This window comes from Symbiobacterium turbinis, from assembly GCF_055383075.1.
In genome coordinates this window covers 603,674-629,794 of record NZ_AP042433.1, presented here as the reverse complement: position 1 = coordinate 629,794, position 26,121 = coordinate 603,674, and the positions used below count along the sequence as shown (strand labels likewise).

The following is a 26,121-nucleotide window of genomic DNA, read 5'->3' as shown; positions in this document are numbered from 1 at the left end:
GAGGTTCGCGCCGCAGCCCAGATTACGGCGAAAAACGCGTGCCCACCTGGGCGCCGCCGCCGTTGACATACGACTGCGCATCCATCCGGCCCTTTCCGTGCGGCTGGACCTCCCGCACCAGAAGGGCGCCGTCGCCCGTCGCCACGGTGAAGCCCTCCCGCCGCACCACGGCCACCACGGTGCCGGGCTCCGCCCCCGGGTCAGGGTTCGGCGCCACCGAGGCCCGCCATATCTTCAGCCTGCCCCTTGGGCCGGTGGTGTAAGCGCCGGGCCAGGGGTTCAGGGCGCGGATCTGGTTGTGCAGCTCCGCCGCCGGCCGGGTCCAGTCGATCACCTCGTCCTCCGGCCCCAGCTTGGCGGCGTAGGTCACGCCCTCCTCCGGCTGGGGGATGCGCGGGGCGTCGCCGGCCTCCACCCGCCGCACCGTCTCCACCAGCAGTTCGGCCCCGAGCCGGGCCAGCTGGTCGTGGATCTCGCCGCCGGTGGCATCCGGGCCGATGGGCACCCGGGCGGTCAGGCAGATGTCGCCGGTGTCCATGCCCTCGTCCATCCACATGGTGCAGACGCCGGTCTCGGTGTCGCCGGCCATGATGGCGCGTTGAATCGGCGCCGCGCCCCGCCAGCGGGGCAGGAGCGAACCGTGCACGTTGATCGCCCCCAGGGGGCTGATCTCCAGGGCCTCCCTGGAGAGGATCTGCCCGTAGGCCACCACGACGGTGAGGTCCGCGCCCAGCTCCTTCAGCTGGGCGATCACCTCAGGCCGGCGCAGCCGCCGGGGCTGGAACAGGGGCAGGTCGTGCTCCAGCGCAACCTCCTTCACCGGGGAAGGCCGCAGCTTACCGCCGCGCCCGGCCGGCCGGTCCGGCTGGGTGACGACCCCGACGACCGGATAGCCTGCCGCCAGCAGCGCGCGCAGGGAGACCGCGGCGAACTCCGGCGTTCCCATGAAGAGGATCTTGAGCAAGTCTATTCCTCCTTCGCGGGCGGTTCAGCGCCCTCGCCGCCCGCCGATACCGCAGCGGCCTTCTGACCCTCCGCCTCAGCCGACACCCCCGCGTCAGCGGACGCCTCGGCGGCCTGCGCCGCCCTGGCCTCCTCGGCCTCCTCCTCGCCCTCGGGCACCGGCCGCAGGTTCGAGCACTTGTCAGTGTACAGGATGCCGTCCAGGTGGTCGATCTCGTGCTGGAAGATGCGGGCCAGGTAGCCCTCCGCGTCGATCCAGACCTTCTTGCCGGTGCGGTCCAGGGCCACCACCTGCACCTTCTCGTAGCGCCACACGTCGCCGATCATGCCGGGAATGGAGAGGCAGCCTTCGGTCCCCTCCACCCAGCCCTCGGCCTTCACGATCTCCGGGTTGATGAGCTGGTACAGCTGGCCCGACCCGTCCTGCGGGTCGACGACGATGATCCGCTTTGACACGCCCACCTGCGGGGCCGCCAGGCCCACGCCGGGGGCGGCGTACATCGTCTCGGTCATGTCGTCCAGCAGCTTGCGGACCGAAGCGTTGATCTTGGTCACCGGCCGGGCCTTCTTGCGCAGGACCTCCGCCGGGTCTTTCACGATCTCCAGAATTGCCATGTATAATGCCCCTCCATCAGATCTAGAGAATGCTCATAGGATCCACGTCCACCGAGAGCGAGACCGACCGCGACTCCCGCCACTTCCCCCGGGCACCCGCGAAGGCGGCCTTCACCTGGCTCACCATCGCCCAGACGTCCGTGCCCTTCAGCACCAGGTGGTGCCGGTGCTTGCCCCGGAGCTTCGCCAGCGGGGCCGGCGCCGGGCCGAGGATCTGCCCCCGGAACCCGCCGTCCACCAGCAGCCGGTGCACGTTCCGGGCGGTGGCGGCCACCGCCGACTCGTCCTCGCCCGAGATCACCAGGTGGATCATGTGCGCAAACGGCGGGTAGTCCAGCTCCTCACGGAAGCGGATCTCCTCGGCGAAGAAGCGGTGGTAGTCGTGGTCCGAAGCCGCCAGCAGCGCGGCGTGGTCGGGCTGGTAGGTCTGCACCAGCACCCGCCCGGGGCGGTCGCCCCGGCCTGCCCGGCCGGCCACCTGCGTCACCAGCTGGAAGGTGCGCTCAGCGGCCCGGAAGTCCGGCAGGTTCAGGCTGGTGTCGGCCAGCACCACCCCCACCAGCGTCACGCCGGGGAAGTCCAGCCCCTTGGTGATCATCTGCGTGCCCACCAGCACGTCGACCTCACGGTTCGCGAACCGCTTCAGGATGGCGGCGTGGGAGCCCTTGCGCCGGGTGGTGTCCACGTCCATGCGGGCCACCCGCACGTTCGGGTACAGCCGTCGCAGCTCCTGCTCCACCCGCTCGGTGCCGGCCCCCAGGTGCCGGATCGCCTTCGACCCGCAGTTGGGGCAGACGGTGGGCACCGGCGCCGTGTGGTCGCAGTAGTGGCAGGCCAGGTGGTCGTCGCCCAGGTGGTAGGTCATGGCGACGGCACAGTTCGCGCACTGAATCGCCTCGCCGCAGGAGCGGCACATGATAAAGGTATTGTAACCCCTGCGGTTGAGAAAGAGAATCGTCTGCTCCCCCGCCGCCAGGGTCTCATCCAGCGCCTCCACCAGGGCCCGCGAGAAGATCGACCGGTTGCCCGCCCGCAGCTCCTCCCGCATGTCCACCAGCGTCACCGGCGGCAGCGGCCGGTGGTCGATCCGGTGCTCCAGCGACACCAGCCGGTAGGCGCCGGTCTGCGCCAGGTGGAACGACTCCAGCGCCGGCGTCGCGGAACCCAGCACCAGCAGGGCCCCCTCCAGCCGCGCCCGCTCCGCCGCCACCTCCCGGGCGTGGTAGGCGGGCGGCGGCGACTCCTGCTTGTACGACTGCTCGTGCTCCTCGTCGATGATGATCAGCCCCACGTTCTCAAAGGGCGCAAAGACCGCGGAGCGCGCCCCCACGACGATGGAGACCTCTGCGCGGCGGATGCGCTGCCACTCGTCGAACTTCTCCCCGCGCCCCAGCGCCGAGTGCAGCACCGCGACGTCGCCGCCGAAGCGGGCCCGGAAGCGGTGGATCATCTGCGGCGTCAGCGAGATCTCGGGCACCAGGCAGATCGCGTTCTTCCCCATCTCCCGGACCAAGGCGATCGCCCGGAGGTAGAGCTCGGTCTTGCCCGAGCCGGTCACGCCGTGAACCAGCACCGGCTGCCGGAAGGCCGGCGGGGCGATCAGCTCCTGGCGGATGGACTCCAGGGCCTGTGCCTGCTCGGGCGTGAGCGCGGGCGGCGGCTGCGGCGCGACCTGCTCACCGGCGAAGGGATCCCGCCGCCGGATCACCCGGCCCGCCGTCAGCCAGCCCTTCTCCAGCGCGACCCGAATCGGCCCGGCGATGGACTCGCCCAGGTCGGCCAGCACCTGCGCCCGCTCGGCCTCGCCGCCCACCCGCGCCATGTAGGCCAGCAGTTCGGCCTGGCGGGGGGCCCGGCGCTGAAGCTGCTCCACCAGGGCCTCCACGTCGTCCACGTTCAGCCGGTAGTTGGTGATGGTGAGCGTGCGCACCTCCTGCCGGCGGGCCTCGGGAGGCAGGAGCAGCCGCAGGGCGGCCGGGAACGTGGAGAGGTAGCGGTCGGCCGTCCAGCGGGCCAGCTGCACCAGGGGCGCAGGGATCGGCGGGATGTCGGGCAGCAGCCCGGCGATCTCCTTCAGCTTCACCCCCTCCGGCGCCCGCTCGGCGGGGCCCACGTAGAGGCCCACCAGCCGGCGGCTGCCAAAGGGCACCCGCACCCATTGGCCGGGCGTGAGGCGCCCCGAGAGGCAGCGGGGCACGAGGTAGGTAAAGAGTTTATCGGTCCCTTCGGCGGTGACGTCCACCGCCACCTGGGCCAGCTCACCGCTCTGCATGCGGATTCCCACCGCCCTCCGCACCGCCATCGGAGCCGTCGGCACCGCCATGGGCGCCGCCGGCGCCGCCCAGCAGGGCCGCCGCCCGGTCGAGGATGCGGTCGGCCACCTCCCGCTTGGTCATCAGGGGCAGCTCGTCCACCGCATCGGGGGTCACGAAGACCACCCGGTTGGTCTCGGTGCCGAAGCCGGCCCCCTCCGCCGTCACGTCGTTGGCCACCACGAAGTCGGCGTTCTTCTGCGCCAGCTTCCGCCGGGCGTTGGCGATGAGGTCGTCGGTCTCGGCGGCGAAGGCCACCGTCACCTGGCCGGGCCGCTTGCGCCGGCCCAGTTCGGCAATGATGTCCGGGTTCTTCACCAGGGTGATGGTCAGCTCGTCGCCCGCCTTCTTGATCTTGGACGCCGCCACCGCAGCGGGCCGGTAGTCGGCCGGGGCCGCGGCGGCCACCGCGATGTCGGCATCCGGGAACTCGGCCAGGCAGGCCTCCAGCATCTCCAGGCACGACTCCACCGAGACCCGCCTCACCCCGGGCGGCGGCTCCAGGTGCGTGGGGCCGCTTACCAGCACCACCTCGGCCCCGCGGTCCCGGGCGGCCCCGGCAATCGCGTAGCCCATGCGGCCGGTGGAGCGGTTGCCGATGAAGCGCACGGGGTCGAACGGCTCCCGGGTGGTGCCGGCCGTCACCAGCACCCGGCGCCCTGCCAGGTCCGCTCGGGTTCGGGCCTTCAGGAGGGCCAGCGCCCGCTCCACGATGGCCGCGGGCTCGGGCAGGCGCCCCTTGCCCATGAGCCCGGAAGCCAGCCGCCCCTCCTCGGGCTCCATGACCTCCCAGCCCAGCTCGGCCAGGATGCGCAGGTTGCGCTGCGTCAGGGGATTGGCGTACATCTCCGCCTCCATGGACGGCGCCACCAGCACGGGGCACTGCACGCCCAGGGCCGTGACGGTGATCCAGTCGCCGGCGTGGCCGCCCGCCAGCCGGGCGATGGTGTTGGCGGTGGCCGGAGCGACTATGAGCAGGTCGGCCCTGTGGGTCAGGGTAACGTGATCCACATGGCCGTGCACCTGCTCACCCATCAGGTCGACTTTCACCGGGTTGCCCGAAATGGCCTGAAACGTAAGCGGGGCCACGAGGCGGGTGGCCGCCTCCGTCATGAGCACGTGGACCTCCGCGCCCAGCTTCACCAACCGGGAGCAGATCTCCACCGCCTTGTAGGCGGCGATGCCGCCGCTGACCCCGAGGAGAACCGTCTTACCGTGAAGCATCGGCGACCCTTCCTTCCATGGGCACGTAGCCGGGGTAGTGCGTTGCCGGGATAGTATGAAAGAGGGCGCCCGGGGCGGGCGCCCTCGACGGGCGAATCGATCGCTGATCAGCCCAGGGGAGTGGGCTTGCCGCGCTCGAAGAAGAGCTTGCCGGCATGGAGCTCCTCCAGGGCGATGGTCACAGGCTTGTTCGACTGCGATTCCACCATCTTGGGCTTGCCGTCCTGCAGGTCCCGCGCCCGGCGGGCCGCCAGGATGACCAGGGTGTATTTGGAATCGACCAGATGCATCAGTTGATCAAGAGAGGGCTTGATCATTCGTCGGTCAGCACCCCCTTCTCAAGCAGCCTCTCAATCAGCGCGGCGCCATTGCGGGCCGTGCGGGCCTTCTCCGCGACGATGATGGCCCTGAGCTCGGCCACCGCGCGCGCGAGGTCGTCATTCACGATGACATAGTCATATGTCAGACCTTCCCGAATCCATTCGGGCGCCTCGGCCAGCCGCCGGGCCACCGCCTCGGGCGTCTCGGTGCCGCGGGCGGTGATGCGCTGGCGCAGGGCCTCCATCGAAGGAGGAATCACGAAAACGGAGACGGCGTCGGGATAGTGCTCGCGCACGGCCCGGGCGCCGACCCGGTCGATGTCGAGAATGACGTCCTCACCCCGGGCGGTCACCTCTTCCACGTAAGCCCGGGGCGTGCCGTAATAGTTGCCGTAGACCTCTGCCCACTCCAGGAACTCGCCGGCCTCGATGCGGCGCTCGAACTCTTCCTTGGAAATGAAGTAATACTCAACACCGTTGACCTCGCCGGGACGCATGGGACGGGTGGTGCAGGATACCGAGAAGCGAATACCGGGGGTCTCCGCCAGCAGGGCCCGGCAGATGGTGCCCTTGCCGACGGCCGACGGCCCGGTGACCACGATCAGGAGTCCCTTGGGCTTGGTGGGCATCGTCATGCCTCGCCCTCTTCCTCGGCCGGCGCCGCGTTGGCCTCCCTGGCCGTGAGCCGGTGGGCGACGGTCTCAGGCTGCACCGCGGAGAGCACGACGTGGTCGGAATCGGTGATGACCACCGCCCGGGTGCGCCGGCCGTAGGTCGCGTCGATCAGGGTACCGCGCTCCCTGGCCTCCGAGATGATGCGCTTGATCGGGGCGGACTCCGGACTGACGATCGCCACGATGCGGTTCGCCGACACGATGTTGCCGAATCCGATGTTGACTAACCTGATCTCACCCACAACCCGGGCCTCCCTCATGCTTACACTATTCGAGATTCTGCACCTGCTCGCGGATCTTCTCCAGCTCGCTCTTGGCCGCGACCACCGCCGCCGTCAGCGCTGCGTCGTTGGCCTTGGAGGCGATGGTGTTGATCTCACGCCCCAGCTCCTGCACCAGGAAGTCCAGCTTGCGCCCCACCGCCTCGTCGGACCGGAGGGCCTGCCGGAACTGGTCGATGTGGCTCGCCAGGCGCTGAATCTCCTCCGTGATGTCCGCACGGTCGGCAAACAGCGCGACCTCCTGCGCGAGGCGCTGCGGATCCACCGGGTTGGTGGGCGGCAGCAGCTCCTCCAGCCGCCGGGTCAGCCGCTGGCGGTACTCCTCCACCACCACCGGCGCCCGCGCCGCGGCGGCGGACCGGAAGGCCTCAATGCGGTCGATCCGCTCGGCCAGGTCGGCTGCCAGGAGAGCGCCTTCCCTTTCCCGCATGGCGATCAGCCCTGCCATGGCCTGCTCCAGCGCGGGCTCCAGCAGGGCCCAGATTTCGTCGTCGGTCAGTTCCCCCTCCTGAAGGGAGAGGACCTCGGGCAGTCTCGCCAGCGTATCCAGCGAAAGCTCCTGATTGCTCCCGATCTCTCCTGCAAGCTGCCTCAAAGCATTATAATAGGCCAGCGCCAGGTCCTTGTCAACCTTTACCGCCCGGGCCTCGGCCGAGGGCTCCCAGGCGACGTAGACCTCGAACCGCCCCCGCGACACCTTGCCCAGAACCAGCTTGCGCACCCGGTCTTCCAGGCCGCTGAACTGGCGGGGCATGCGGAAGACGACCTCCGAAAAGCGGTGGTTCACGGCCTTGACCTCAACGGTCACCCGGCCCACGTCGCCGCTGGCCTCGCCCCGTCCGAACCCGGTCATGCTGCGCACCAAAAGCTTCACATCCCCCTCTGCCGCGGGGCGGATCCCGCCGGCGTCTCTCTGCCAACTCCTGCAATATCCTTTCGGTGTGCGCAGATCCCCTTCCTGCTCAGTTTTCCCCGCAGCTCCCCGGCGATCCAGGCGAACAACCCCCTCCGCAGCAGATCGGAGGGGGTTCTTACAGGTTGGGGGGCCAGACCGGTTCAGTCGGTGGTGCTGGTGCCCGGGTCCGTGGGCGTGACGCCCGCCCGGGCCGGAGCGTTGGTGCCCCCGCCCGCACGGCCGGGAGTGCCGGCACGGCCGCCCGTGCCCGGCGCGGCAGGCGCTGGCATGGGTCCGGGAATCTGGCGCATGTTGCTCTGAATGTTGCCCTGCTGGATATTGCGCTGCGGGGTGTTGTTCTGCCGCGCGTTGGCGCCGGGGCCCGCCGACGTGGCCCGCTGCGAGATGGTGGCCAGGTCGGTCATGAACTCGGTGATCGGGCGGCCGGCCCGCACCGCTGCGGCGATCTCGGCCAGCCGGTTCCGGTCGTTCTCGTCGTTGACCACACGGATGTCGGCCACCCGCGGGCACGCGGTGCGCACCCGCTCCAGCGGGTCGTTGACCACTGCCCCCACTCGGGTGCCCGCCGCCGTGCCCATGCCCGCGGCAGCACCGCTCTCCGCCGGCGTCCCCGCAGTGCCCGTGCGGCGGCCAATGCGCTGCCCCAGCACGCCGGTGGACGCGCGGTTGGTGCCCGCGCCGGGGGTGCCGGCGCCCGTCCCCGTGCCGCCGCCGGTCGTGGTGCCCGCGCCGGTCCGGGTGCGGGCGTCGCCGGTCGCCCGGCCCGCGCCGGTGGGTGCCCCGGTGTTGCCCGGGATGGCGCCCACGCGGTCGGGCGTCGTGTCCACCGTGTTCGGGGGCGTCAGGGTGCCCAGGTTGCCGGTGACGTCGCCGTCACGCTGCAGGCCGGTGGAGAAGCCGGGCTCCGGCACGGTCCCCGCGCGGGCGCCGGTCACGGGCGTCTTCTGCGAGTCGCGCGGCAGCGCCACCAGGGCCACGTTGCCGATGATGACGCCGTTGGCGGTCACGTTCTCGTTGACGCCGGCCATGCCCCGCCAGAAGGCGTTCGCGCCCACCGTGTTGCCCAGGGCCGTGGCACAGAGGTCTGCATCGCCGGTGGTGGTGAAGAGGTTGCTCTGATTGATCCGGTTTCCTGTCTGCGGCTGGGCCGTGCACCCGGAAGCCAGCATCGCGGCCACCGTGGCCAGCCCGAGCCACGTGAGCGGCAAGCGTTTCACGGCCGATCTCCCTTCCTTGCAGGTCTTGCTCGACAGAGCTTGCGCGCGGTGTGCCCGTGCGCAACTGCGTACGCGACCTGCGGATAGGTTGACCGGAAGTCGTGAATGCTATGCTTCCTCCTCGATGTGCGCCCGCAGACGCATCGGCCGGCCGAACAGAATCAGACGGCGGACGGCGACCAGCAGTTCGCCGGCGCCGGCCAGCAGCAGGACCACCAGCCACTGCCAGAGCTGCAGCGGCGCGGTGCCGAAAATCGCGGCCAGCGGCGGCCAGTAGATGGCCAGGAGGAGGGCGGTGACCGACGATGCGACGGCGGCGACCAGCCAGGGATTGGAAAAAAGCGGGGTCTCCCAGATGGCCCGGCGCTCGGACCGGCAGTCGAAAACGTGGATGAGCTGGGCGCAGACCAGCGTGGCCAGCGCCATCGTGCGGGCGGGGTTGAGCACGGCCGGGTCTTCGAAGGGCGCCACGCCGGGCGTGCCGGGCAGGGTGAAGAAGGCGATGAGGAAGGCGGCCAGCGTGCCCAGGCCGATGAGCGTGCCCCGGCCGAGGATCTTGATGCCGAGCCGGCGGGCGAATACGCCCTCGTCGGGCCGGCGGGGCGGGCGGCGCATGACGTCCGGATCCAGCGGATCGACCCCGAGCGCAATCGCCGGCAGCCCGTCGGTGACCAGGTTGACGAAGAGGATCTGAATTGGCAGAAGCGGCAGCGGCAGCCGCATGATGGCGGCGAGGAACATGGTGAGCACCTCGCCGGTGTTGCAGGAGAGCAGGTAGCGGATGAACTTGCGGATGTTGTCATAGATGCCCCGCCCCTCCTCCACCGCCGCGACGATGGTGGCGTAGTTGTCGTCGGCGAGGATCATCGCCGACGCCTCCTTCGTCACGTCGGTGCCCGTGCGGCCCATGGCGATGCCGATGTCGGCCTCCTTCACAGCCGGCGCGTCGTTCACGCCGTCGCCGGTCATCGCCACCACCTCGCCCAGGGCCTTCAGGGCCCGGACGATCTGCAGCTTGTGCTGGGGCGAGACCCGGGCGAAGACGTTGCACTGCTGCACGACGTCGATGAGCTGGGAGTCGGAGAGCTGGTCGAGTTCCCGTCCGGTCACCGCCCGCCCGTCCTGGCCGGCGATGCCCAGCTCCCGGGCGACGGCCAGGGCAGTGGCCGGGTGGTCGCCGGTGATCATCACCGTGCGGATCCCCGCCCGGCCGGCGGCCGCCACCGCCCGCTTCACCTCAGGCCGCGGCGGGTCGATCATGCCCAGGAGGCCCAGGAAGACCAGGTCGCGCTCCAGCCGCTCCGCGACCTCATCCGTGGTGAGCTCGGCCAAGGGGCCCGGACCCTCGCCGTCGCCGAAGGGGCGGGGGCGGTAGGCCACGGCCAGCACCCGCAGGGCCTGGTCGGCCATGCGCAGGTTCTCGTCTAGGATGGCCTGGCGGTCGGCGTCGGTCAGCGGCACGACCCGCCCGTCCTTCAGCATGTGGGTGGAGAGCTCAAGGATCACGTCCGGCGCGCCCTTCACGTGCAGCACGCAGCCGCCGTCGCCCTCGGTCAGCACGCTCATGCGCCGCCGCTCCGACTCAAACGGCACTTCCAGGAGCCGCGGGTACCGGTCGTGCAGCACCGCGGGGCGGTAGCCGCCCTTCTGCGCCGCGACCACCAGTGCGCCCTCCGTGGGATCGCCCTGAATGGTATAGATGCGTTCGCGGCGGGCCGGCGGGCTCTGCACCAGCTTCGCGTTGGAGCAGAGGGCGGCCGACTTCAGCGTCTGGGCCAGATCCGGCACCTCCTGGGGGCTCACCGGCCGGTCCCCGCGCAGGAACTCGCCGGTCGGCCGGTAGCCGTCGCCGGTGACGGTGTAACGGTGGCCGCCGGCCCAGGCGGCCCGCACCATCATCTCGTTCTTGGTGAGGGTGCCGGTCTTGTCCGAGCAGATGACGGTGGCGCAGCCCAGGGTCTCCACCGCCTGCAGCCGGCGGACGATGGCGTTGCGCTTGATCATCCGCTGCACGCCCAGGGCCAGGGCCACGGTGACGATGGCCGGCAGCCCCTCGGGGATGGCGGCCACGGCCAGCGAGACCCCGGCCATGAAGAGCTGGGAGACGACCGGCCCGGTGAGCGCATCCTCCCGCAGGAGGCCGGCCAGCACCACGATGGCGCACACCGTCAGGCAGCCGGCCACCAGCCACTTGCCCAGCTGGGCCAGCCGCTTCTGCAGGGGCGTCTCCTCGTCCCCCACCTCCTGAATCAGCCCCGCGATGCGGCCCATCTCGGTGTCCATGCCGGTGGCCACCACCAGGGCCCTGCCCCGGCCCCGGGTGACCGTGGTCCCCATGTAGAGCATGTTGCGCCGGTCGCCCAGGGGCGCGTCCCTTTCGCCCACCCACGCGGCCGACTTGCGCACGGGCAGCGACTCGCCGGTCAGGGCCGACTCCTCCACCTCCAGCCCCGGCGCGTCCACCAGGCGGGCATCGGCGGGAATGCGGTCGCCGGCCTCCACCAGGAGCAGGTCGCCGGGCACCAGGTCCCGGGCCGACACGGTCGTCTCCTGGCCGCCGCGGATGACCCGGGCGGTGGGCGCCGCCAGCTCCTTCAGGGCCTCCAGCGACCGCTCGGCCCGGTACTCCTGCACGAAGCCGAGCACGGCGTTGAGCACGACGATGACGACGATGGTGACCGCGTCCGCCGTCTCACCCATGCCGTAGGAGATCGCGGTCGCGATCAGGAGCACGACGACCATGAAGTCCTGGAATTGCGCGAGCAGGATGCGCCACCAGGGAACCCTGGGCGCACCCTCCAGCAGGTTGGGGCCGAACTCCTCAAGTCGCCGCCGGCACTCGGCCTCGCCCAGGCCGGCGGACGGGTCCGTCGCGAGGGCGGCCGAGACTTCATCCGCCCCCATCTGGTGCCACGGTTTGGACATGCGGGCTTCACCTCTGTCCAACCGTACGCACCAGCTTCCGGGGGTAGACCGGGCGCGTGGACAAAGTGCTGCAGCCTCTTGGCGTGGTGGCTGTTGCTGACGGTATCCGCTCTGTTCGTCGTGGCTGTTGCTGCCCGCTCCTCAGTCCGCCGCGTCCTCGTCCGCCGCCGGCGTCGTCAGCCGCCGGAAGACCTCGGCCACGGGCACGATGTCGTTGATCTCGCCGATCCGCCCGCCGCAGAAGATGAGGCCGTTCTCCACCCGCCCCTGCTGGGCGTTGTTCAGGGCGTTCCAGATGCAGTGGGAGCGGCCCTCATCCCGGTGCTGGCAGTACTTCAGGCAGTTGGTGCAGCTGTACGTGCCGCCGTTGTCGCGGGTGCGGGGCAGGGCGTCGAAGGGGATGTGCGGCACGATGGCCCGGCTCTTGTAGCCGGTGGGGCTCCAGTCGGTCACCTGCGAGCCCGTGGCCGCCAGCCACTTCGCCTTCATCTCCGGCGAGGCGGACGACTCCTCGGTCATGGCGAACCGGATGCCCATCTGCACGCCGTCGGCGCCCATGGCCAGGGCCCGCAGCAGGTCCTGGCGGGTGAGCAGGCCGCCGGCGGCGATGACCGGCCCGGTGAAGCCGGCCTCGCGCAGCGCCGCCCGCACCGGCGGGAAGAGCTCCCAGATGGTGATGTCGGGGTCGTCAGGCCCCAGGTGGCCGCCGGCCTGGCCGCTCTCCACGACGATGCCGCTGATGCCGACCGTGCGCGCGGCGATGCGGGCCGCCTTCACCGACGAGATGATGCAGAAGCCCGGAATGCCCGCCTCGTGCAGTTTCTTGAAGGGGCCACGGGCGAAGCCGGCGCCGATGGCCACGTAGTCCACCCGCTCCTCGATGCAGACGTCCAGCAGCCGGTCGAAGAGGTAGCCGGCGTACATCAGGTTCACGCCCACCACCCCGTCGGTCAGGGCCTTCGCCGCACGGATCTCCCGGCGCAGCTCGCCCGGCGGAATGCCCATCCCGCCGATGGTGCCCACCCCGCCGCACTCCGCCACCGCCGCCGCGAGCCGGTGCAGCGCGATGCGCACCGACATCCCGCCCTGAACGATGCAGACCCGGGCGGTCTTGTTGCCGACCTGCAGCGAAGGCAGGTTCATATCGTTCAACCCCTTTGAATCCACGTATTAGAAGCTGGTCTTCATTCTACCCTGACCGCGGCGGCGCATCCTCTGCCCCCAGGTACATCTTCAGGTCTGCCCGGGGGCAGATCCGGCCGGGCGATGCGCTGCCGTGCGGCACCCTGTCGGGAGGTGCACAACTGGAGGCTGCGCTGCCAGTCCGCACACGGCAGGGCGGTGCGCTCTCCCCGAGGGGCGCGGCGATCCAGGCAATGACAGGAGATGGGCGAGCATGGTAAGCTTAAGGTAGAGACAGACCTGACGAAGGAGCCCACTGGATGGCCTTTGACAGCAAGGTAATGGCGGCCGTCGTCGCTGAGCTGAACCAGCGCCTGCTGGGCGGCCGCATCAGCAAGATCTACCAGCCTGAACCCGACGAACTGGCCCTGCTCTGCTACGCGGGCGGGGAAAACCACCGGCTCTTCCTCTCGGCCCATCCCCGCCACGCGCGGGTGCACCTGACCCAGATCGAGAAGCGCAACCCGCCGGCCCCGCCCATGTTCTGCATGCTCATGCGCAAGTACGTGGAGGGCGGCCGCATCGTCGCCATCGAGCAGGCGGGGCGCGACCGCATCTGCCGGATCTCCATCCGGAGCACCGACGAGCTGGGCAACCCCGTCACCTACGTGCTCGTCGCCGAGGTGATGGGCAAGCATTCCAACATCGTGCTGCTCAATCCGCAGGGGCGCATCGTGGACGCCATCCGCCGCGTCACCGAGGAGGTGAACCGGCACCGGGAGCTCCTGCCCGGCCTGCCGTACGTGCCGCCGCCGCCCACGGGCAAGCTGGATCCCGCGGCGGTGACGGCGGACGACCTGACGGAGGCCGACCCCAATGCGCCGGCCTGGCAGGTCCTCCTGGACCGGGTGGACGGGCTCGGACCGCTCCTGGCACGGGAGGCGGTCTGCCGGGCGGGGGCCGGAGGGGACGCCCCCCTGCGGGAGGTGGACCTCGCCCGGCTGGCAGCGGCGGCCCGCGACCTGGCAGCCGCAGAGGACTGGGCGCCGCGGCTGCTCTACGACGCCGACGGGCGGCTGAAGGAGTTTCACGTGCTCCCCCTCCGGCACTGGCCCGGCCGGGCCGAGACGGGGTTCGGGTCGGTCTCGGCCTGCATCGACGCCTACTTCGGCCAGCGGGCCGAGGAGGAGCGCTTCCGCTCCCTGCGGGGAAGCCTCGCCAGACTGGTGCGCGACGAGATCGCCCGGGTGCGCAGGAAGCTCCGGGCGCAGGAGGAGTCGCTGGCCAGGGCGGAGTCGGCCGAGACCTACCGCCTGCAGGGCGAGCTGATCACCGCCAATCTGTGGCAGATCGCCAAGGGCATGACGGAGGTCCGGGTCGTGAACTACTACGACCCGGAGGGCGCCGAGATGGTCATCGCCCTCGACCCGGCCCTCAGCCCCACCGAGAACGCCCAGGCCTACTACCGCCGCTACCAGCGGGCCCGCAGCGGCCTGGCGGCCATACAGGAGCAGCTCTCTCGGAGCCGGGCCGAGCTGGCCTACCTGGAGCAGGTGGAGGTGGCGCTGGAGCAGGCCGAGTCGCTGCCCGACCTGGAGGAGGTCCGCCGGGAGCTGGCGGCCGAGGGCTACCTGCGGGAGGGCAGGTCCCGGCGGGCGGGTGACGCGGGCAGGGGCCGAACGGCCGGGGACGGGAAGCAGCCATCGGCCCTGCGGCCGATCACCCTGCGGTCCTCCGACGGGCTGGAGATCTGGATCGGTCGCAACAACCGGCAGAACGACTACCTCACCCTGAAACTTGCCGGCCCGCAGGACCTCTGGTTCCACACGAAGGAGATTCCCGGTTCACACGTGATTCTGCGGGTGCCGCCCGGAAAGGAGGTGCCGGAGCGGTCGATTCAGGAGGCGGCGGCGCTCGCGGCCTACCACTCCAAGGCCAGGCAGTCGTCGGGCGTGCCGGTGGACTACACGGCCCGCAAGCACGTGCGCAAGCCCAACGGCGCCCGGCCGGGCATGGTGATCTACGACAACCATAAGACCTTGTGGGTGACGCCGGATCCGGAGCTGTTCCCCATCTTAAAACGGGGGTGGTCAGATGGGGCAGAAGGAGCTGGACAGGATGATCCGGACAGTGGCCGCGGCGATCGTCACCGAGGTGGGCATCCCGAAGGTGCGCCCGGGGCGCCATGAGATCTGGCTGACCTTTGTGCGCCGCACCGGGCTCACGGAGGAGCGGGTCATGCCCGGATACAAGGTCGTCCGCTCGGTGGTAAACGGGCGTGAACTCCTCGACGCCGTCGCCGAGGCCATCGTGCTGGCGGTGTTCGGCGAACTGGTGCAGGTCGTTGACGAACTGCCCAACCTGCGGCTCAGCCTGCTGGACAGGAGGGCCCAGGTCCGCATGCCGGGGGCGCCGCCCCTGGACCAGGACGGGCAGATCTGGCTGAGGGTGACGGTGAGGCGCAACGAGCCCGGACTGCTGGAGCGGCTGTTCTGGCGGCGCGCCAACGCCAGCTGAGAAAACACGGGGATCCGCACAGCCGGTCCGGCAGGAGACCGCTGGGCGGATCCCGTAATCATCTGCGAAAAGATTCCACCACTTGGGAGGCGGGCGCATGTCGTCAACGGTGTATCTGAACGGGGAGTACGTTCCTTACGCAGAGGCGAAGATCCCGGTAGAGGACAGGGCGTTTCTGTTCGCAGACGGCATCTACGAGGTGGTCCGGGTCTACGGCGGCCGTCCGTTCGACCTGGAGCCGCACCTGGAGCGGCTCGCCCGCAGCGCCCGGGAGCTGCGTCTGTCCGCGCCCGACACCGGGGAGCTGATCCGGGTGACGCACGAGCTCATCCAGCGCAACGGGCTGGGTGAGGGCACGGTCTACTACCAGGTCACGCGGGGCGTGCACGCACCCAGGGCCCACGCCTTCCCCGCCGGGGCGGTCGAGCCGACGGTGCTTGTGCTCACGCACGCGCTGCCGCCCGAGGCCCTGGCCGAGAACGAGCGGCGCCGGCATGAAGGGGTGACCGGCATCACCGTGCCCGAGCAGCGCTGGGCCCGGTGCGACATCAAGAGCGTCTCCCTGCTGCCCAACGTCCTGGCCAAGCAGCAGGCCGCCGAGCAGGGGGCGTACGAGGCGCTGTTCGTGCGGGACGGCTTCGTCATCGAGGGCAGCAGCAGCAACCTGTTCGCCGTCATCGACGGCGCCATCGTCACCTATCCGGCCTGCAACGACATCCTGAACGGCATCGCCCGCCAGCGGGTCATCCGGGACGCCCGGAAGCTGGGGTACACGGTGCGGGAGCAGGGCATTCCGCTGGAGGCCCTCACCCGCTGTCAGGAGCTGTTCGTCACCTCCACCACCGCGGAGGTGATGCCGCTGGTCGCCGTGGACGGCAGGGCCATCGGCGACGGCAAGGTGGGTCCGGTGGTGCGGGCCCTGCAGGAGGCGTACCGGGCGGCGACCCGGGCGTAGGTGCGTTGGCGGCCCAGCAGACGGCCACGCGCCCCGCTAATGCGCAAGCGCGGACCGCAGCCAGGCCGGCAGCTGGGGCAGGGCCAGGTCCAGCCCCGGCGCCGTGCCCTGCTGGCGCGCCTCCCACCAGGGGCGGAGGGCATCCCGGAACAGCGGGACGGCCGTCACCCCCTCCTCCACCTGGGACTCGGCGAACGCAACGGCGTCCTCCGGGCGGCCCAGGTACTCCAGGTAGAAGCAGGTGGAGGTGCGGATCAGGGTCTCCACCCAGCGGAAGGTCGGGTCGCTGTAGAACTGGGCGAACCGGCCGGACGGGGGGCAGTCCACCTCGATGAAGGCGCAGTCGCCGGCTACGTCGGGGTGCTGCCGCTGGATGTCGTCCAGCACCGGGTGGCTGGCCTCGTGCTGCGCCAGCGCCAGCAGATCTGCCTGCGCGGGTGGCGACGCCCCGTGCGGCAGGCAGACGGCGTATGTCTCCCGCACATTGGCCACGCCGACCCCTTTTGCCCCGGCGCCGTTCATGTTCCACAGCGGCACCGCGACCGCCTCGTAGGGGAAGCGGCCCCAGAAGAGCCGCTGGAAGGGCTCAAGCTGCGCGTCCGCCAGGAGGTGCGACAGATCCCGGACGACCTCCTCCCACATGGGGGCCTGATCCCGGAGCAGGTCGCCGATGCGCAGCTCGCGCCAGGCAGACCGCAGGGCGTCGGCCAGGGCGGGCCGGTCCACCTCGGCGAACCAGGCCTCCACGAAGGCCGGCACCCCGTCGGGACAGCTGTCGTCGAAGTCCGGCGGCGGGCCGAGCTGTACCGCCTGCATCGCCAGGCCCAGCAGATCGTGCCGGGCGAACGCCTCCCGCAGCCAGCGCACCGCCGCGTGCTCCGTCGCTCTCGCCAGGCGGTTCCGGGTCTCGGTGACCAGGGGATGCTCTTCCGCCGCAGGGGGCCTTGCGCCGCCGGCGGTGAGCGCTGCGGCGAGCGTGAGCAGGCGGGGGTCGAGTTGCACCTCCATCGGTTGAAACCTCCTCAGTCCTTATACGGGTCGTACTCGTCTGCGGCGGCCATGACCACGCAAACGGGCGCCAGCACGTGAAGGATCTTCATCGTCGGCTTGTGGCAGGCCAGCACCTGCCGGAGCGGGCGGTAGACCTCCGGGGCCTCGTCGGCGTCGGCGCCGCAGAGGACCACCCCGGCCCGGGAGAGCCGCCGGCGGACCGCGTCCATGTCCACCTTGCCGCCCGTCCGCACCCGGCGCCCCTTCTGGCGCCGCCACCTGCCCGCGGCCTGGGTGCGGGACATGACGCGGCCGGCGCCGTGGACCGTGCTGTACAGGGCCGCACGGGACTCCTCGTGATCCACGCCCTCCACCACCACCGCCACATCGCCCATCGAGCCGCCGATGAAGCCCAGCTGGCCCGGGAAGAGCGGGGTGGCTCCCTTGCGGATCACCCAGCCCCTGGCACCGCCGTGCTCCTCGTACCAGGCAAAGTTGTGGTGGTTGTGCACGGTGAACGTGGCCTCGGCGCCGAGTATCCGCAGCACCTGGGCCACCACGTAGTCCCGCCCGGCGTAGGCGTACCTGCCTGCGAGCCGCATGGCGGCGATGTAGGCCTGGCCCAGCTCCGAACCGGCCGGGATGAGCGTCGGCGGCTGGTCCATCGACTCGCCGGGGGCAGACGCGTCCCAGGGGCGGCCAGCCGCCAGGTTCAGGAAGCCTGTCGCCGTGCGGTGGCCGAAGCCCCGGGATCCGAAGTGAACCGCCACCCAGACCGGCGCATCGTCGGCGATCGGGTCGCCCAGCTTCCAGTCGGCCGGCACCTCGGCCATGATGTCGACGTAGTGGTTGCCCGCGCCCACCGTTCCCAGCTGGTCGCGAGCCATTGGCTTCAGGCTCATGAGCTGGGGCACGTCCCGCCACGTCGGGTCGTCGAACAGCTCGTGGTCCACCGGCTCGGGGTTCTTCCGGCCCAGGCCGAACGCGACCCGCCTGTGGATCTCCGCGGCGATGCGCTCCTTCTCGGCCTTGATGTCGCCGTAGGCAAGATCCGTCCGCACCGCCTTGTTGCCGCAGGCGATGTCGTAGCCCACGCCCGAGGGCGAGATGAACCGCTCGTAGAAAAGCACCCCGCCGATCGGCTGGCTGTAGCCCTTGTGGCCGTCGGCCATCAGGGCCGCCCCGACCGCACGGCCCGCCTCGGCACAACGCTTCAGCTGGGCCAGGGTGTCCTCGTCATGAACGCCAAAAACCGGGAACCGATCCCACATCGTATACGGCATTCCGTCAGACCCTCCTGCCTCCCTGTTTCGCTGCGGCCGGACAGACTTCCTCTGCGCACGCCCCCACACGCGCCGACCGCCCTGCGCCGGGCAGGGCGGTCCGTGTCGCCGTCGCTCATCCGAGGTACGCCAGTTTAGGGCGGTCCGTGTCGCCGTCGCTCATCCGAAGTACGCCAGGTTAGGGCGGGGGGTGCGCATCGCCAGCAGCCGGGCGATCCGCAGGCGGGTCGGCGGGTGGCTGCTGATCAGCGCGGCCCAGCCCGTGGGCTCAACCGGCGCCGGGTAGCCCAGGAGCCGCTGCCACCAGGTCGGCTGGTTGAGCCGCTCCAGGCGCTGGAGGGCCCGGGCCATCAGGCGCGGCGAACCCACCAGAGCGGCTGCGCCGGCGTCGGCCAGGTACTCCCGCTCCCGGGAGATGCCCATCCGCAGGGCCAGCGCCACCGCCGGCACACCCGCGGCGACCATCAGCGCGGCGGTCAGCTCCCCCAGCCCCACCGGGGCGCCGAGGAGCCAGGCGAAGATCACGCCGAAGCGGCCCAGTTCGGCCATTACCGCCGCCGCGCCGGCCAGGCCGGCCGCCACCATGTTCAGCGGCAGGTCGCCGTGCCGGATGTGCGAGAGCTCATGCGCGATGATGGCCGCCACCTCATCCGGCGGCATGTATCGCAGGAGCGGCCGCGTGAGGCCGATCGCGCTGCTGCTGGCGGTGGCCACCGCGACGGCGTTCACCATCTCTCCCGGCAGGAGGTAGAGGCGCGGCGTCGGCAGTCCGGCCCGCCGGGCAAGCGCGTCAACCAGTTCGTACAGGTCAGGGGCTTCGAACCACTGGATCGGGCGCCCCCCCATCTGCCGCAGGGAGGCCCGCGCCCGGCCGCGATAGGCCGCGGTGCTGGTCAGGAGCGAGGCCGCGATCACCACCCCCGCGCCCAGGGGCCCCACCGAGGTCAGCCCCACCAGGGCGGCGAGCCCTAACAGCGCGACCAGCGAAAGCGTCGTGCGCACCGTGAGCATCGCGCCATCACCGTCCTTCCCTTTTATTGTGCGGTAAAGGTCAAAGAATGTCAATACATGTGGCCGTCGTGGGCATCCGCCACGAAGGAGTAGGGAAAGATGTGTTGAAGCACATAGAATATTTGGTCGTACTGGACCCCGTGAAGGGATGGCCCGTGCACCTGATGGGAGGGTGAACGTTGACGCAGCGTCTGCCGATGGAACCAGAACCGATCAGGCGGGTCCGGGCCGCACTGGCGGCCGCCGGTGTGGAAGGCGAGATCCGGACCTTCACTGACCTTCTGACGACCGCCCAGGCGGCCGCGGATACGCTTGGGGTGGAACTGGGCCGCATCGCCAAGTCCATCCTGATGTTCGCCGGCGGAGAGCCGGTGCTGGTGGTGGCCGCGGGCGACCGGCGGGTCGACCGCAAGAAGGTGAAGGCCCTGCTGGACCGGGGCAAGGTCACCCTCGCCGGCCCGGATGAGGTGCTGGCGGTGACGGGCTTCGTGGCGGGGGGCGTGGCTCCGGTCGGTCTGCTGAAGCCCGCCACGGTGCTGCTGGACGAGAGCCTGAAGCGCTTCCCGGACATCTGGGCGGGCGGCGGCGTGCCCGAGGCCCTGCTGCGGCTCCGGGTCGACGACCTGCCCCGGGCCACCGGTGGCGCCTTCGCCGACGTAGCGCAGGAGTAGGGACCGGCGTATCTTTTCGTCCCGGTTGTGCGTGGTACCTGATGACCGCACAAGACGGGAGGGATTCGAGCATGGAAACTGTTGACACGCTGCAGGCTCTGGGGCGCCCGGTGGAGGACGCGCGCAGGGCCTTTCTCCGCCTGATCGAGCCGCACCGGGCCGACCTGTGGCGCTACTGCCTGCGCCTGACCGGATCGGCCTGGGACGCCGCTGACTTGGTGCAGGAGACGCTGATGAAGGCCTTCGCCCGGCTCACCGGGTGGGAGCCGCTGGACGCGCGCCCCTACCTGTTCCGCATCGCGTCCAACACCTGGATCGACGGGTTGCGCCGGCGCAGGATCGAGACGGTGGAACTGGACGAGAGCCGGGCGCCGGCGGCTGAGGAGCCCGATGTCATTGGCACATGGGCGGCCATGCTGCACACGACCGAGGGAGCCGTGAAGGCGGCGCTGCACCGTGCACGCGCAGGGCTGAAGGAGGCGGCCTCCGGGGAACGTGGATCCCATGAGCCTGCATCGGCGCGGACGGCTTCGGGGTGCACTGCATCGGTGGAATCGGCGCCGGCGGAACCTGCGCCGCCGAGGGCCCGGGTTGTACCCCCCAGTGCCGTCGTAGCCGCCTACCTCGATGCGTTCAACCGGCGGGATCCCGACGCCATCGCCGCCCTGCTGACCGACGGCGCCACCTGCGACATCGTCGAGTGCGGGGTGGAGTACGGGAAGGAGACCATCCGGAAGTACTCCCTGGAGGATTGGGCGAAGGATCCGCTGCCCCAGTGGGCCGAGTACGGCGAACTGGACGGGCGGCCGGTCGTCTACGTCTACTTCCGCACCGATGCGCACGGGAGGGCCCTGGGTCAGCTGGTCACGCTGGAGACGCAGGGGGACAGGATCACCGCCATGCGGCTCTACTACTTCACGCCCGAGATCATCCGCTACGCCGCCGCCAGGCTCGGCGTGCCTGACTGCGCCTTCGGCTACTATCACCAGTTCTGAGGGGCGCTGTGGTTGGGGCTTCCAACCCAGCCGCCACGGAGGCCGTACGGCGTCATGCTCATCTGCTGTCCGGGCCCGTTCGGGGCAAAATGTGTACCCGGCGCTCCAGTCTATCTGCACATTCTGCCTCCTCACGGCCTTCTCGCGCCTTCCGCCGACTCCCCCGCAAGGCCCGCGCCGGGTCACTGCCCCCCGTTCAGCCGGTCTCCCGACCACTTCCGGGCAAAATGTGCACCCGGCTCTCCAGGCTATCTGCACATTATGCCTCCTCACGGCCTTGTCGCGCCTTCCGCCGACTCCCCCGCAAGGGCCGCGCCGGGCAACTGCCCCCATTAAGCCGGTTATCCGACCACTTCCGGGCAAAATGTGCACCCGTCGCTCCGGGCTATCTGCACATTCTGCCTCCTCACGGCCTTGTCGCGCCTTCGACCGACTCCCCCGCAAGGGCCGCGCCGGGCAACTGCCCCCATTCAGCCGGTTACCCGACCACTTCCGGGCAAAATGTGCACCCGTCGCTCCGGGGTATCTGCACATTCTGCCTCCTCACGGCCTTGTCGCGCCTTCGGCCGACTCCCCCGCAAGGGCCGCGCCGGACCGCAGCCCCCGAATCTGCCCGGTCATACACCAGGTTCCGCGCAGGATGTACACCAACCGGCCACGCCTCGCCGCACATTCTGCGCGCTCGCCAGCCCCGCGTGGCCCCCGCATCCGGCTGCGCGGCGCCGCGGACACGGCGCAGAAAAGAAGTAGTTCAGGGCGGTGCCCCGTCAGGCACCGCCCTGCTTCTTTCGCGCTCATCCCCGGCTACCGCACCCCAGACCGGCCCGGCAGCCGACGCAGCAGGAAGACACCGGCCGTCAGCGCCGCCAGCCCTCCCAGGGCGCCGTAGAGCAGGCCGTGCCCCCGGTCCGCGGGCCCCACGGCGAGAATCACCCCCGAGAGCGGCTCCAGGTCCAGCACGATCTGGCCGCCGGCCACCCGCACCTCCCGGCCCGACAGCGCATCCCGCAGGCGGGCGCCGTCGGGAAGCCCGAGCGGCGTCACGTCCACCGCCAGGCCGGCGACGGGTTCGGTCGCGTTGCTCAGCACCACCACCACCCGGTCGCCCTCCGCCACCCTTCCGTAGGCGTACTGCGCATCCGTGGCCAGCAACTCTTCCACAGAGCCCCTGCGCAGGGCCGGGTGGGCCCGGCGGATGGCATTCAGTTGGCGCACCAGCGTGAGCACGTCGGGATTCTCCTCCGCACCCCAGGGGAAGTCGTTCCGGTTGTAGGGGTCGTTCCCACCGGCCATCCCGATCTCGGTGCCGTAGTAGACGATGGGAATCGCCCGCTGGGTGAACAGGAAGACGAGCCCCAGCTTGAGCCGCTCGATGGGCCGGTCCCTGGCCTCGGTGACGAAGCGGGCCATGTCGTGGTTGTCGATGAAGCCGCCCATCTGATACGGATCGGGCATCGTGGCCCCCACCGCCCGCACCTGGTTCGCGAGCTGCCGCATGGAGCCGCCCCGGGCGATGGCGGACCGTGCGGCGGCGTTGGTGGGGAAGTCCAGCACGGCGGTCACCCCCGCCTCCTGATAGGCGGCGAGCCGCCAGGCGGCGTTCTCCCAGACCTCGCCGATCAGCCAGAAGCCCGGCTTCACCTTCTGCAGCTCGGCGTTGTACCATGTGAAGAACTCCCGGGGCACGTGCTTCACCGTGTCCAGGCGGAAGCCGTCCACACCGGTGGTCTCGATCCAGAACCGGGAGTAGTCAAGGATATATTCCCGCACCGCGGGGTTGGACTGGTCGAAGTCGGGCAGGTCGAAGAGCCAGCCCTCCTGAACCTCCGTCTCGTCGCTCCAGTTCACGATGGGCCGCCGCGGGTGGAACCAGTCCGGGTGCTCGGCCAGCAGCGGGCTGGAAGGCCCCGTGTGGTTGACCACGATGTCGAAGATGACCTTCATCCCCCGCTGGTGGGCCTCCTCCACCAGCCGCCGCACCGTCTCATTGGTGCCGAAGTGGGGGTCGGTCTGGTAGAAGTCTACGGCGCCGTAGCCGTGGTAGTCGCTGCCCGCGTTCTTCACGTGCGGGGTGATCCAGATGGCGCTGAAGCCCAGGGACTGGATGTAGTCCAGTTTGTCGATGATGCCCTGAATGTCGCCCCCGTGCCAGGCCCGGGGGTTGTTCCTGTCGGTCGGGCCGTCGTTGCTGGGGTCGCCGTTGTGGAACCGGTCGATCATGATGAAGTAGATGGTTTCGTCCTGCCACGTGCGGTCTGCTGAAAAGGCCGTGCCGCCCGCAGCAACCCACAGCGCCGCGACCAGCAGGGCAGCCGGCACGCGGGCGCGGATGCGGAGGCGCCGGGTCATACCCCCACCTCCTCCGCCAGGCGCGCGGGCGCGAGGATGGCCGCACCGCAGGCTGGTAAGAGAAGGGTCCTGCCCTGTCCGGGCCGCGACCCCGTGCCCCGATCGGAGGCAGACTGGTCCGCCGGCATCTCGCCAGCCTGCACCTCGCCCGCCTGCATCTCGCCGGCCAGCATCTCGCCCGCCAGCAGGTCGACCCAGACGCCGGCGGGCTCCGGGGCAGGCGGCAGCGTCACCCGTGCCGGCCCGGCCCCGCGGTTGAGCACCACCAGCAGCCCCGCCTCTTCAGCGGAGGGGCTGGATCGGGCCGGGCCCTCGGGATGGGCGCCGCGCCGCACATGCAGCGGCACGGGCAACCGGCGGTAGGCCAGGATGTCGCCCTCCGCCCGCACCGTCTCCCAGGCCCCGTCGTTCAGCCAGGGGAAGGCCCGGCGGATGCGCCCAAGCCGCCGGTAGAGGCTGAGCAGCCCCAGGTCACGGGGCTCCTCGTCGTTCCAGGGATAGCATCGGCGGCAGTCGGGGTCGGGTCCCCCCTCCAGGCCGACCTCGTCGCCGTAGTAGATCATCGGCACGCCCTCGGCGGTGAGCAGCAGCACCGCGCCCAGCGCCGCCCGCTCCCGGGATCCCACCACCGTCCGCACCCGCGGGGTGTCGTGGGTCGAGAGCATGCGCACGAGCCCCCGGTTGGCCTCGGCGCTGTAGCGGAAGCGCAGGCGGGTGAGCCAGCGGTCGTAGCCCCGGGCGTCCACCCGCCCCGTCAGCCAGGCCAGAGTCGCGTCCCGCCAGGGGTAGTCCATTACCGAATCGAACTGGTCGCCCCGCAGCCAGTCCAGACCGTCGTGCCAGACCTCGCCCAGGATGAACGCGTCGGGCTTCACCCGCTTCACCCGGTCCCGAAAGGCTCGCCAGAAGCGGTGGTCCACCTCGTTGGCCACGTCCAGCCGCCAGCCGTCCACGTCGGCCGCCCGCAGCCAGTGCTCGGCCACATCCAGCAGGTAGGCGGCCAGGTCGGGATGGCCCGTGTCCAGCTTGGGCATCGTCGCCACGCCCCGGGAGAAGGTCTCGTAGTTGCACGCCGCCGGGTCCACCGGGAAGCCCCGCAGGTCGTAGAACCAGTCCCGGTAGGGGGAGTCGGCTCCCCGGGCGACCACGTCCCGGAACGGCGGCCAGTCGGCGCCGCTGTGGTTGAAGACGGCGTCCAGCAGGAAGCGGATCCCGCACCGGTGGGCCTCGGTCACCAGCTCAGCCAGGTCCGCGTTGGTGCCGAAGGCCGGGTCGACCTGGTAGTAATCGGCCGTGTCGTACTTGTGGTTGGAGGGCGACCGGAAGAGCGGGGTGGTGTAGATGCAGCTGACCCCCAGGTCGGCCAGGTAGTCCAGGCGCTTGCGGATGCCCACCAGGTCGCCGCCGGCCGTGGAAGTGGGCGTGGGCCGCTCGCCCCACGGGCCGGTGCCCGGCGGGTCGTTGGCCGGGTCGCCGTTGCAGAAGCGGTCCGGGAAGATCTGATAGAAGACCGCGCCGCTCACCCAACCGGGCTGCCGGAAGCGGTCCGCCCGGTGGATGTAGGCGTACTCAAAGCAGCCCTCATCCGGACGGGCGTCGTGCAGACCCGACTCGGCCAGCCAGACCACCTCGCCATCCCGGGCCTCCAGCCGGAAGCGGTAGCGCACCCGCCGCTCGGGGGCCGGCAGCGTCACGCCCCAGTACTCGTGCACGCCGTCGCCGCCCAGCCGCGCCATGGGCAGGGCCGCGTCCTCCGCAGGCGGCCAGGCATACCGGTCCCCGTAGACGCAGGTTGCCGCCGCCAGGTCGCCGTCGGCGGCCTTCAGCATCACCCACAGGTGGCCGTCACCCACGGGGCAGGCGAACGGCTGGGTCGCGCGGTGCTGCAGTGCTGCGCGCTGAATGGCGATCCCTCCCTCCGCTCCTCTAGCCCTTCACCGCGCCGCGGGTGAGGCCCGACTGCACCAGGTTCTGCGCCAGCATCCAGACCCCGGCCAGCGGGAAGGCCGTCACCACCACCGCCGCGGAGAGCTTGCCCCACGCGGTGGAGTAGGCGTTGGCCGAGAACGAGCGCAGCCCCTGGGCCATCAGCCAGTGGTCGGGGTTCTTCAGCAGCGCGCTGGACATGACAAACTCGCTGAAGACGCCCATGAAGCTGAACAGGAACAGCACGGTCAGCATGGGCACCGAGAGCGGCAGGATGATCAGCCGGAAAACCTGCCAGTCGCTGCAGCCGTCCACCTTCGCCGCCTCGTCCAGGTCGCGGGGGATGCCGTCGATGTAGCCCTTCAGCAGCCAGATCGACCATGCGCTGGCCCCCATGGAGGAGAGCAGGAAGCCCCAGAGGTTGGCCAGGTTCAGCTTGAACAGCACGAACTGGATCGCCGCAAGCGAGACCATGGAGGGCATCATCTGCAGGATCATGAGGGTGCGGATGCCGTTTTTCCGCCCCCAGAACCTCAGCCGGCTGAAGGCGTACGACGAGGTGACCGTGACCGCCACCTGGAGCAGCCCCACGGCGGTGCCCATGAGCAGGGTGTTCTTCAGCCAGATGGGGAACCGGCTCTCCCCGAACAGCTCCCGGTAGTTGTCGAGGGTGAACAGGGCCGGGTCGGGCAGCAGCCGCCTCACCGCAAAGGCGTCGCCCTTCTGGAACGACGAGGCCACCACCGAGAAGAGCGGGAAGAACACCAGGGCGATGATCAGCCAGATGACGACCCGCGAGAGCCAGAGCCGCCACCGCTCGTAGGGGCGGAGCTTCTTCCGTTCACGCGCCATCGC

The 26,121-nt window shown here is 70.5% G+C and carries 22 protein-coding genes; 5 read left to right on the top strand and 17 right to left on the bottom strand.

Annotated elements, in window-relative coordinates:
- Positions 1–22: 22 nt before the first annotated feature.
- The 11 genes from fmt to ACZ45O_RS02895 form a co-directional block, all read right to left on the bottom strand.
- Positions 23–964 carry a methionyl-tRNA formyltransferase gene (fmt, locus tag ACZ45O_RS02945; protein WP_464855467.1) on the bottom strand — a complete coding sequence of 314 codons (942 nt, stop codon included), beginning with the start codon at positions 962–964 and terminating at the stop codon, positions 23–25.
- Between the two features lie 2 nt (positions 965–966).
- Positions 967–1,578, bottom strand: a complete 612-nt coding sequence (def, locus tag ACZ45O_RS02940; RefSeq protein ID WP_464855466.1) for a peptide deformylase — start codon at positions 1,576–1,578, stop codon at positions 967–969.
- A gap of 22 nt (positions 1,579–1,600) precedes the next feature.
- Entirely contained in the window at positions 1,601–3,901 is a 2,301-nt protein-coding gene (gene priA / locus ACZ45O_RS02935; protein ID WP_464855465.1) for a primosomal protein N', read from the bottom strand.
- Positions 3,837–5,114 (bottom strand): bifunctional phosphopantothenoylcysteine decarboxylase/phosphopantothenate--cysteine ligase CoaBC, encoded by a 1,278-nt coding sequence (coaBC, locus tag ACZ45O_RS02930; protein WP_464855464.1) that lies wholly within the window; start codon positions 5,112–5,114, stop codon positions 3,837–3,839. Before coaBC ends, priA begins: the two co-directional genes overlap by 65 nt.
- Positions 5,115–5,221: 107 nt before the next feature.
- Complete coding sequence (gene rpoZ, locus ACZ45O_RS02925) at positions 5,222–5,431, bottom strand: DNA-directed RNA polymerase subunit omega (RefSeq protein ID WP_464855463.1); 210 nt, start codon at positions 5,429–5,431, stop codon at positions 5,222–5,224.
- On the bottom strand, positions 5,428–6,063 hold the full coding sequence (gene gmk / locus ACZ45O_RS02920; protein WP_464857638.1) for a guanylate kinase: 636 nt from the start codon (positions 6,061–6,063) through the stop codon (positions 5,428–5,430). Before gmk ends, rpoZ begins: the two co-directional genes overlap by 4 nt.
- Before the next feature lie 2 nt (positions 6,064–6,065).
- Entirely contained in the window at positions 6,066–6,350 is a 285-nt protein-coding gene (gene remA, locus ACZ45O_RS02915) for an extracellular matrix/biofilm regulator RemA (RefSeq protein ID WP_464855462.1), read from the bottom strand.
- A 25-nt stretch (positions 6,351–6,375) separates the two neighbouring features.
- Positions 6,376–7,254, bottom strand: a complete 879-nt coding sequence (locus ACZ45O_RS02910; protein WP_464857636.1) for a YicC/YloC family endoribonuclease — start codon at positions 7,252–7,254, stop codon at positions 6,376–6,378.
- Positions 7,255–7,445: 191 nt separating this feature from the next.
- The gene (locus ACZ45O_RS02905; RefSeq protein WP_464855461.1) at positions 7,446–8,522 is read right to left on the bottom strand and encodes a hypothetical protein; all 1,077 of its coding nucleotides are present in this window, start codon (positions 8,520–8,522) and stop codon (positions 7,446–7,448) included.
- A 108-nt stretch (positions 8,523–8,630) separates the two neighbouring features.
- Positions 8,631–11,447 (bottom strand): cation-translocating P-type ATPase, encoded by a 2,817-nt coding sequence (locus ACZ45O_RS02900; RefSeq protein WP_464855460.1) that lies wholly within the window; start codon positions 11,445–11,447, stop codon positions 8,631–8,633.
- Positions 11,448–11,588: 141 nt separating this feature from the next.
- Positions 11,589–12,590: an NAD(P)H-dependent flavin oxidoreductase gene (locus tag ACZ45O_RS02895; protein WP_464855459.1), complete on the bottom strand. Its 1,002-nt coding sequence runs from the start codon at positions 12,588–12,590 to the stop codon at positions 11,589–11,591.
- Positions 12,591–12,889: 299 nt separating this feature from the next.
- Between ACZ45O_RS02895 and ACZ45O_RS02890 the strand changes: the two genes are divergently transcribed.
- The 3 genes from ACZ45O_RS02890 to dat all read left to right on the top strand — a co-directional run bounded on the left by ACZ45O_RS02890 (position 12,890) and on the right by dat (position 16,041).
- Positions 12,890–14,758, top strand: coding sequence for an Rqc2 family fibronectin-binding protein (locus tag ACZ45O_RS02890; protein WP_464855458.1), 1,869 nt, complete (start codon positions 12,890–12,892; stop codon positions 14,756–14,758).
- The gene (locus tag ACZ45O_RS02885; protein ID WP_464855457.1) at positions 14,688–15,086 is read left to right on the top strand and encodes a hypothetical protein; all 399 of its coding nucleotides are present in this window, start codon (positions 14,688–14,690) and stop codon (positions 15,084–15,086) included. Before ACZ45O_RS02890 ends, ACZ45O_RS02885 begins: the two co-directional genes overlap by 71 nt.
- A 97-nt stretch (positions 15,087–15,183) precedes the next feature.
- Positions 15,184–16,041 carry a D-amino-acid transaminase gene (dat, locus tag ACZ45O_RS02880; RefSeq protein ID WP_464855456.1) on the top strand — a complete coding sequence of 286 codons (858 nt, stop codon included), beginning with the start codon at positions 15,184–15,186 and terminating at the stop codon, positions 16,039–16,041.
- Positions 16,042–16,077: 36 nt separating this feature from the next.
- On the opposite strand, the gene ACZ45O_RS02875 is transcribed toward dat, so the two are convergent.
- From ACZ45O_RS02875 to ACZ45O_RS02865, 3 genes are all read right to left on the bottom strand, one after another.
- Positions 16,078–17,049, bottom strand: a complete 972-nt coding sequence (locus ACZ45O_RS02875; protein WP_464855455.1) for a hypothetical protein — start codon at positions 17,047–17,049, stop codon at positions 16,078–16,080.
- 14 nt (positions 17,050–17,063) lie between these two features.
- On the bottom strand, positions 17,064–18,314 hold the full coding sequence (locus ACZ45O_RS02870; RefSeq protein WP_464855454.1) for an RtcB family protein: 1,251 nt from the start codon (positions 18,312–18,314) through the stop codon (positions 17,064–17,066).
- A gap of 159 nt (positions 18,315–18,473) precedes the next feature.
- Positions 18,474–19,325, bottom strand: coding sequence for a M48 family metallopeptidase (locus ACZ45O_RS02865; protein WP_464855453.1), 852 nt, complete (start codon positions 19,323–19,325; stop codon positions 18,474–18,476).
- Between the two features lie 179 nt (positions 19,326–19,504).
- Here ACZ45O_RS02865 and ACZ45O_RS02860 point away from each other — a divergent pair, with 179 nt between their 5' ends.
- Both ACZ45O_RS02860 and ACZ45O_RS02855 read left to right on the top strand, forming a co-directional pair.
- Positions 19,505–19,996 (top strand): YbaK/EbsC family protein, encoded by a 492-nt coding sequence (locus tag ACZ45O_RS02860; RefSeq protein WP_464855452.1) that lies wholly within the window; start codon positions 19,505–19,507, stop codon positions 19,994–19,996.
- Between the two features lie 71 nt (positions 19,997–20,067).
- Positions 20,068–20,991 (top strand): sigma factor, encoded by a 924-nt coding sequence (locus tag ACZ45O_RS02855; protein ID WP_464855451.1) that lies wholly within the window; start codon positions 20,068–20,070, stop codon positions 20,989–20,991.
- A gap of 804 nt (positions 20,992–21,795) precedes the next feature.
- On the opposite strand, the gene ACZ45O_RS02850 is transcribed toward ACZ45O_RS02855, so the two are convergent.
- From ACZ45O_RS02850 to ACZ45O_RS02840, 3 genes are read right to left on the bottom strand one after another with little or no spacing between them, the layout of a single operon-like run.
- The gene (locus ACZ45O_RS02850) at positions 21,796–23,340 is read right to left on the bottom strand and encodes an alpha-amylase family glycosyl hydrolase (protein ID WP_464855450.1); all 1,545 of its coding nucleotides are present in this window, start codon (positions 23,338–23,340) and stop codon (positions 21,796–21,798) included.
- On the bottom strand, positions 23,337–25,229 hold the full coding sequence (locus ACZ45O_RS02845; RefSeq protein WP_464857634.1) for a glycoside hydrolase family 13 protein: 1,893 nt from the start codon (positions 25,227–25,229) through the stop codon (positions 23,337–23,339). The genes ACZ45O_RS02850 and ACZ45O_RS02845 overlap by 4 nt, the downstream gene beginning before the upstream one ends.
- A 37-nt stretch (positions 25,230–25,266) precedes the next feature.
- On the bottom strand, positions 25,267–26,118 hold the full coding sequence (locus ACZ45O_RS02840; RefSeq protein WP_464855449.1) for a sugar ABC transporter permease: 852 nt from the start codon (positions 26,116–26,118) through the stop codon (positions 25,267–25,269).
- Positions 26,119–26,121 lie beyond the last annotated feature (3 nt).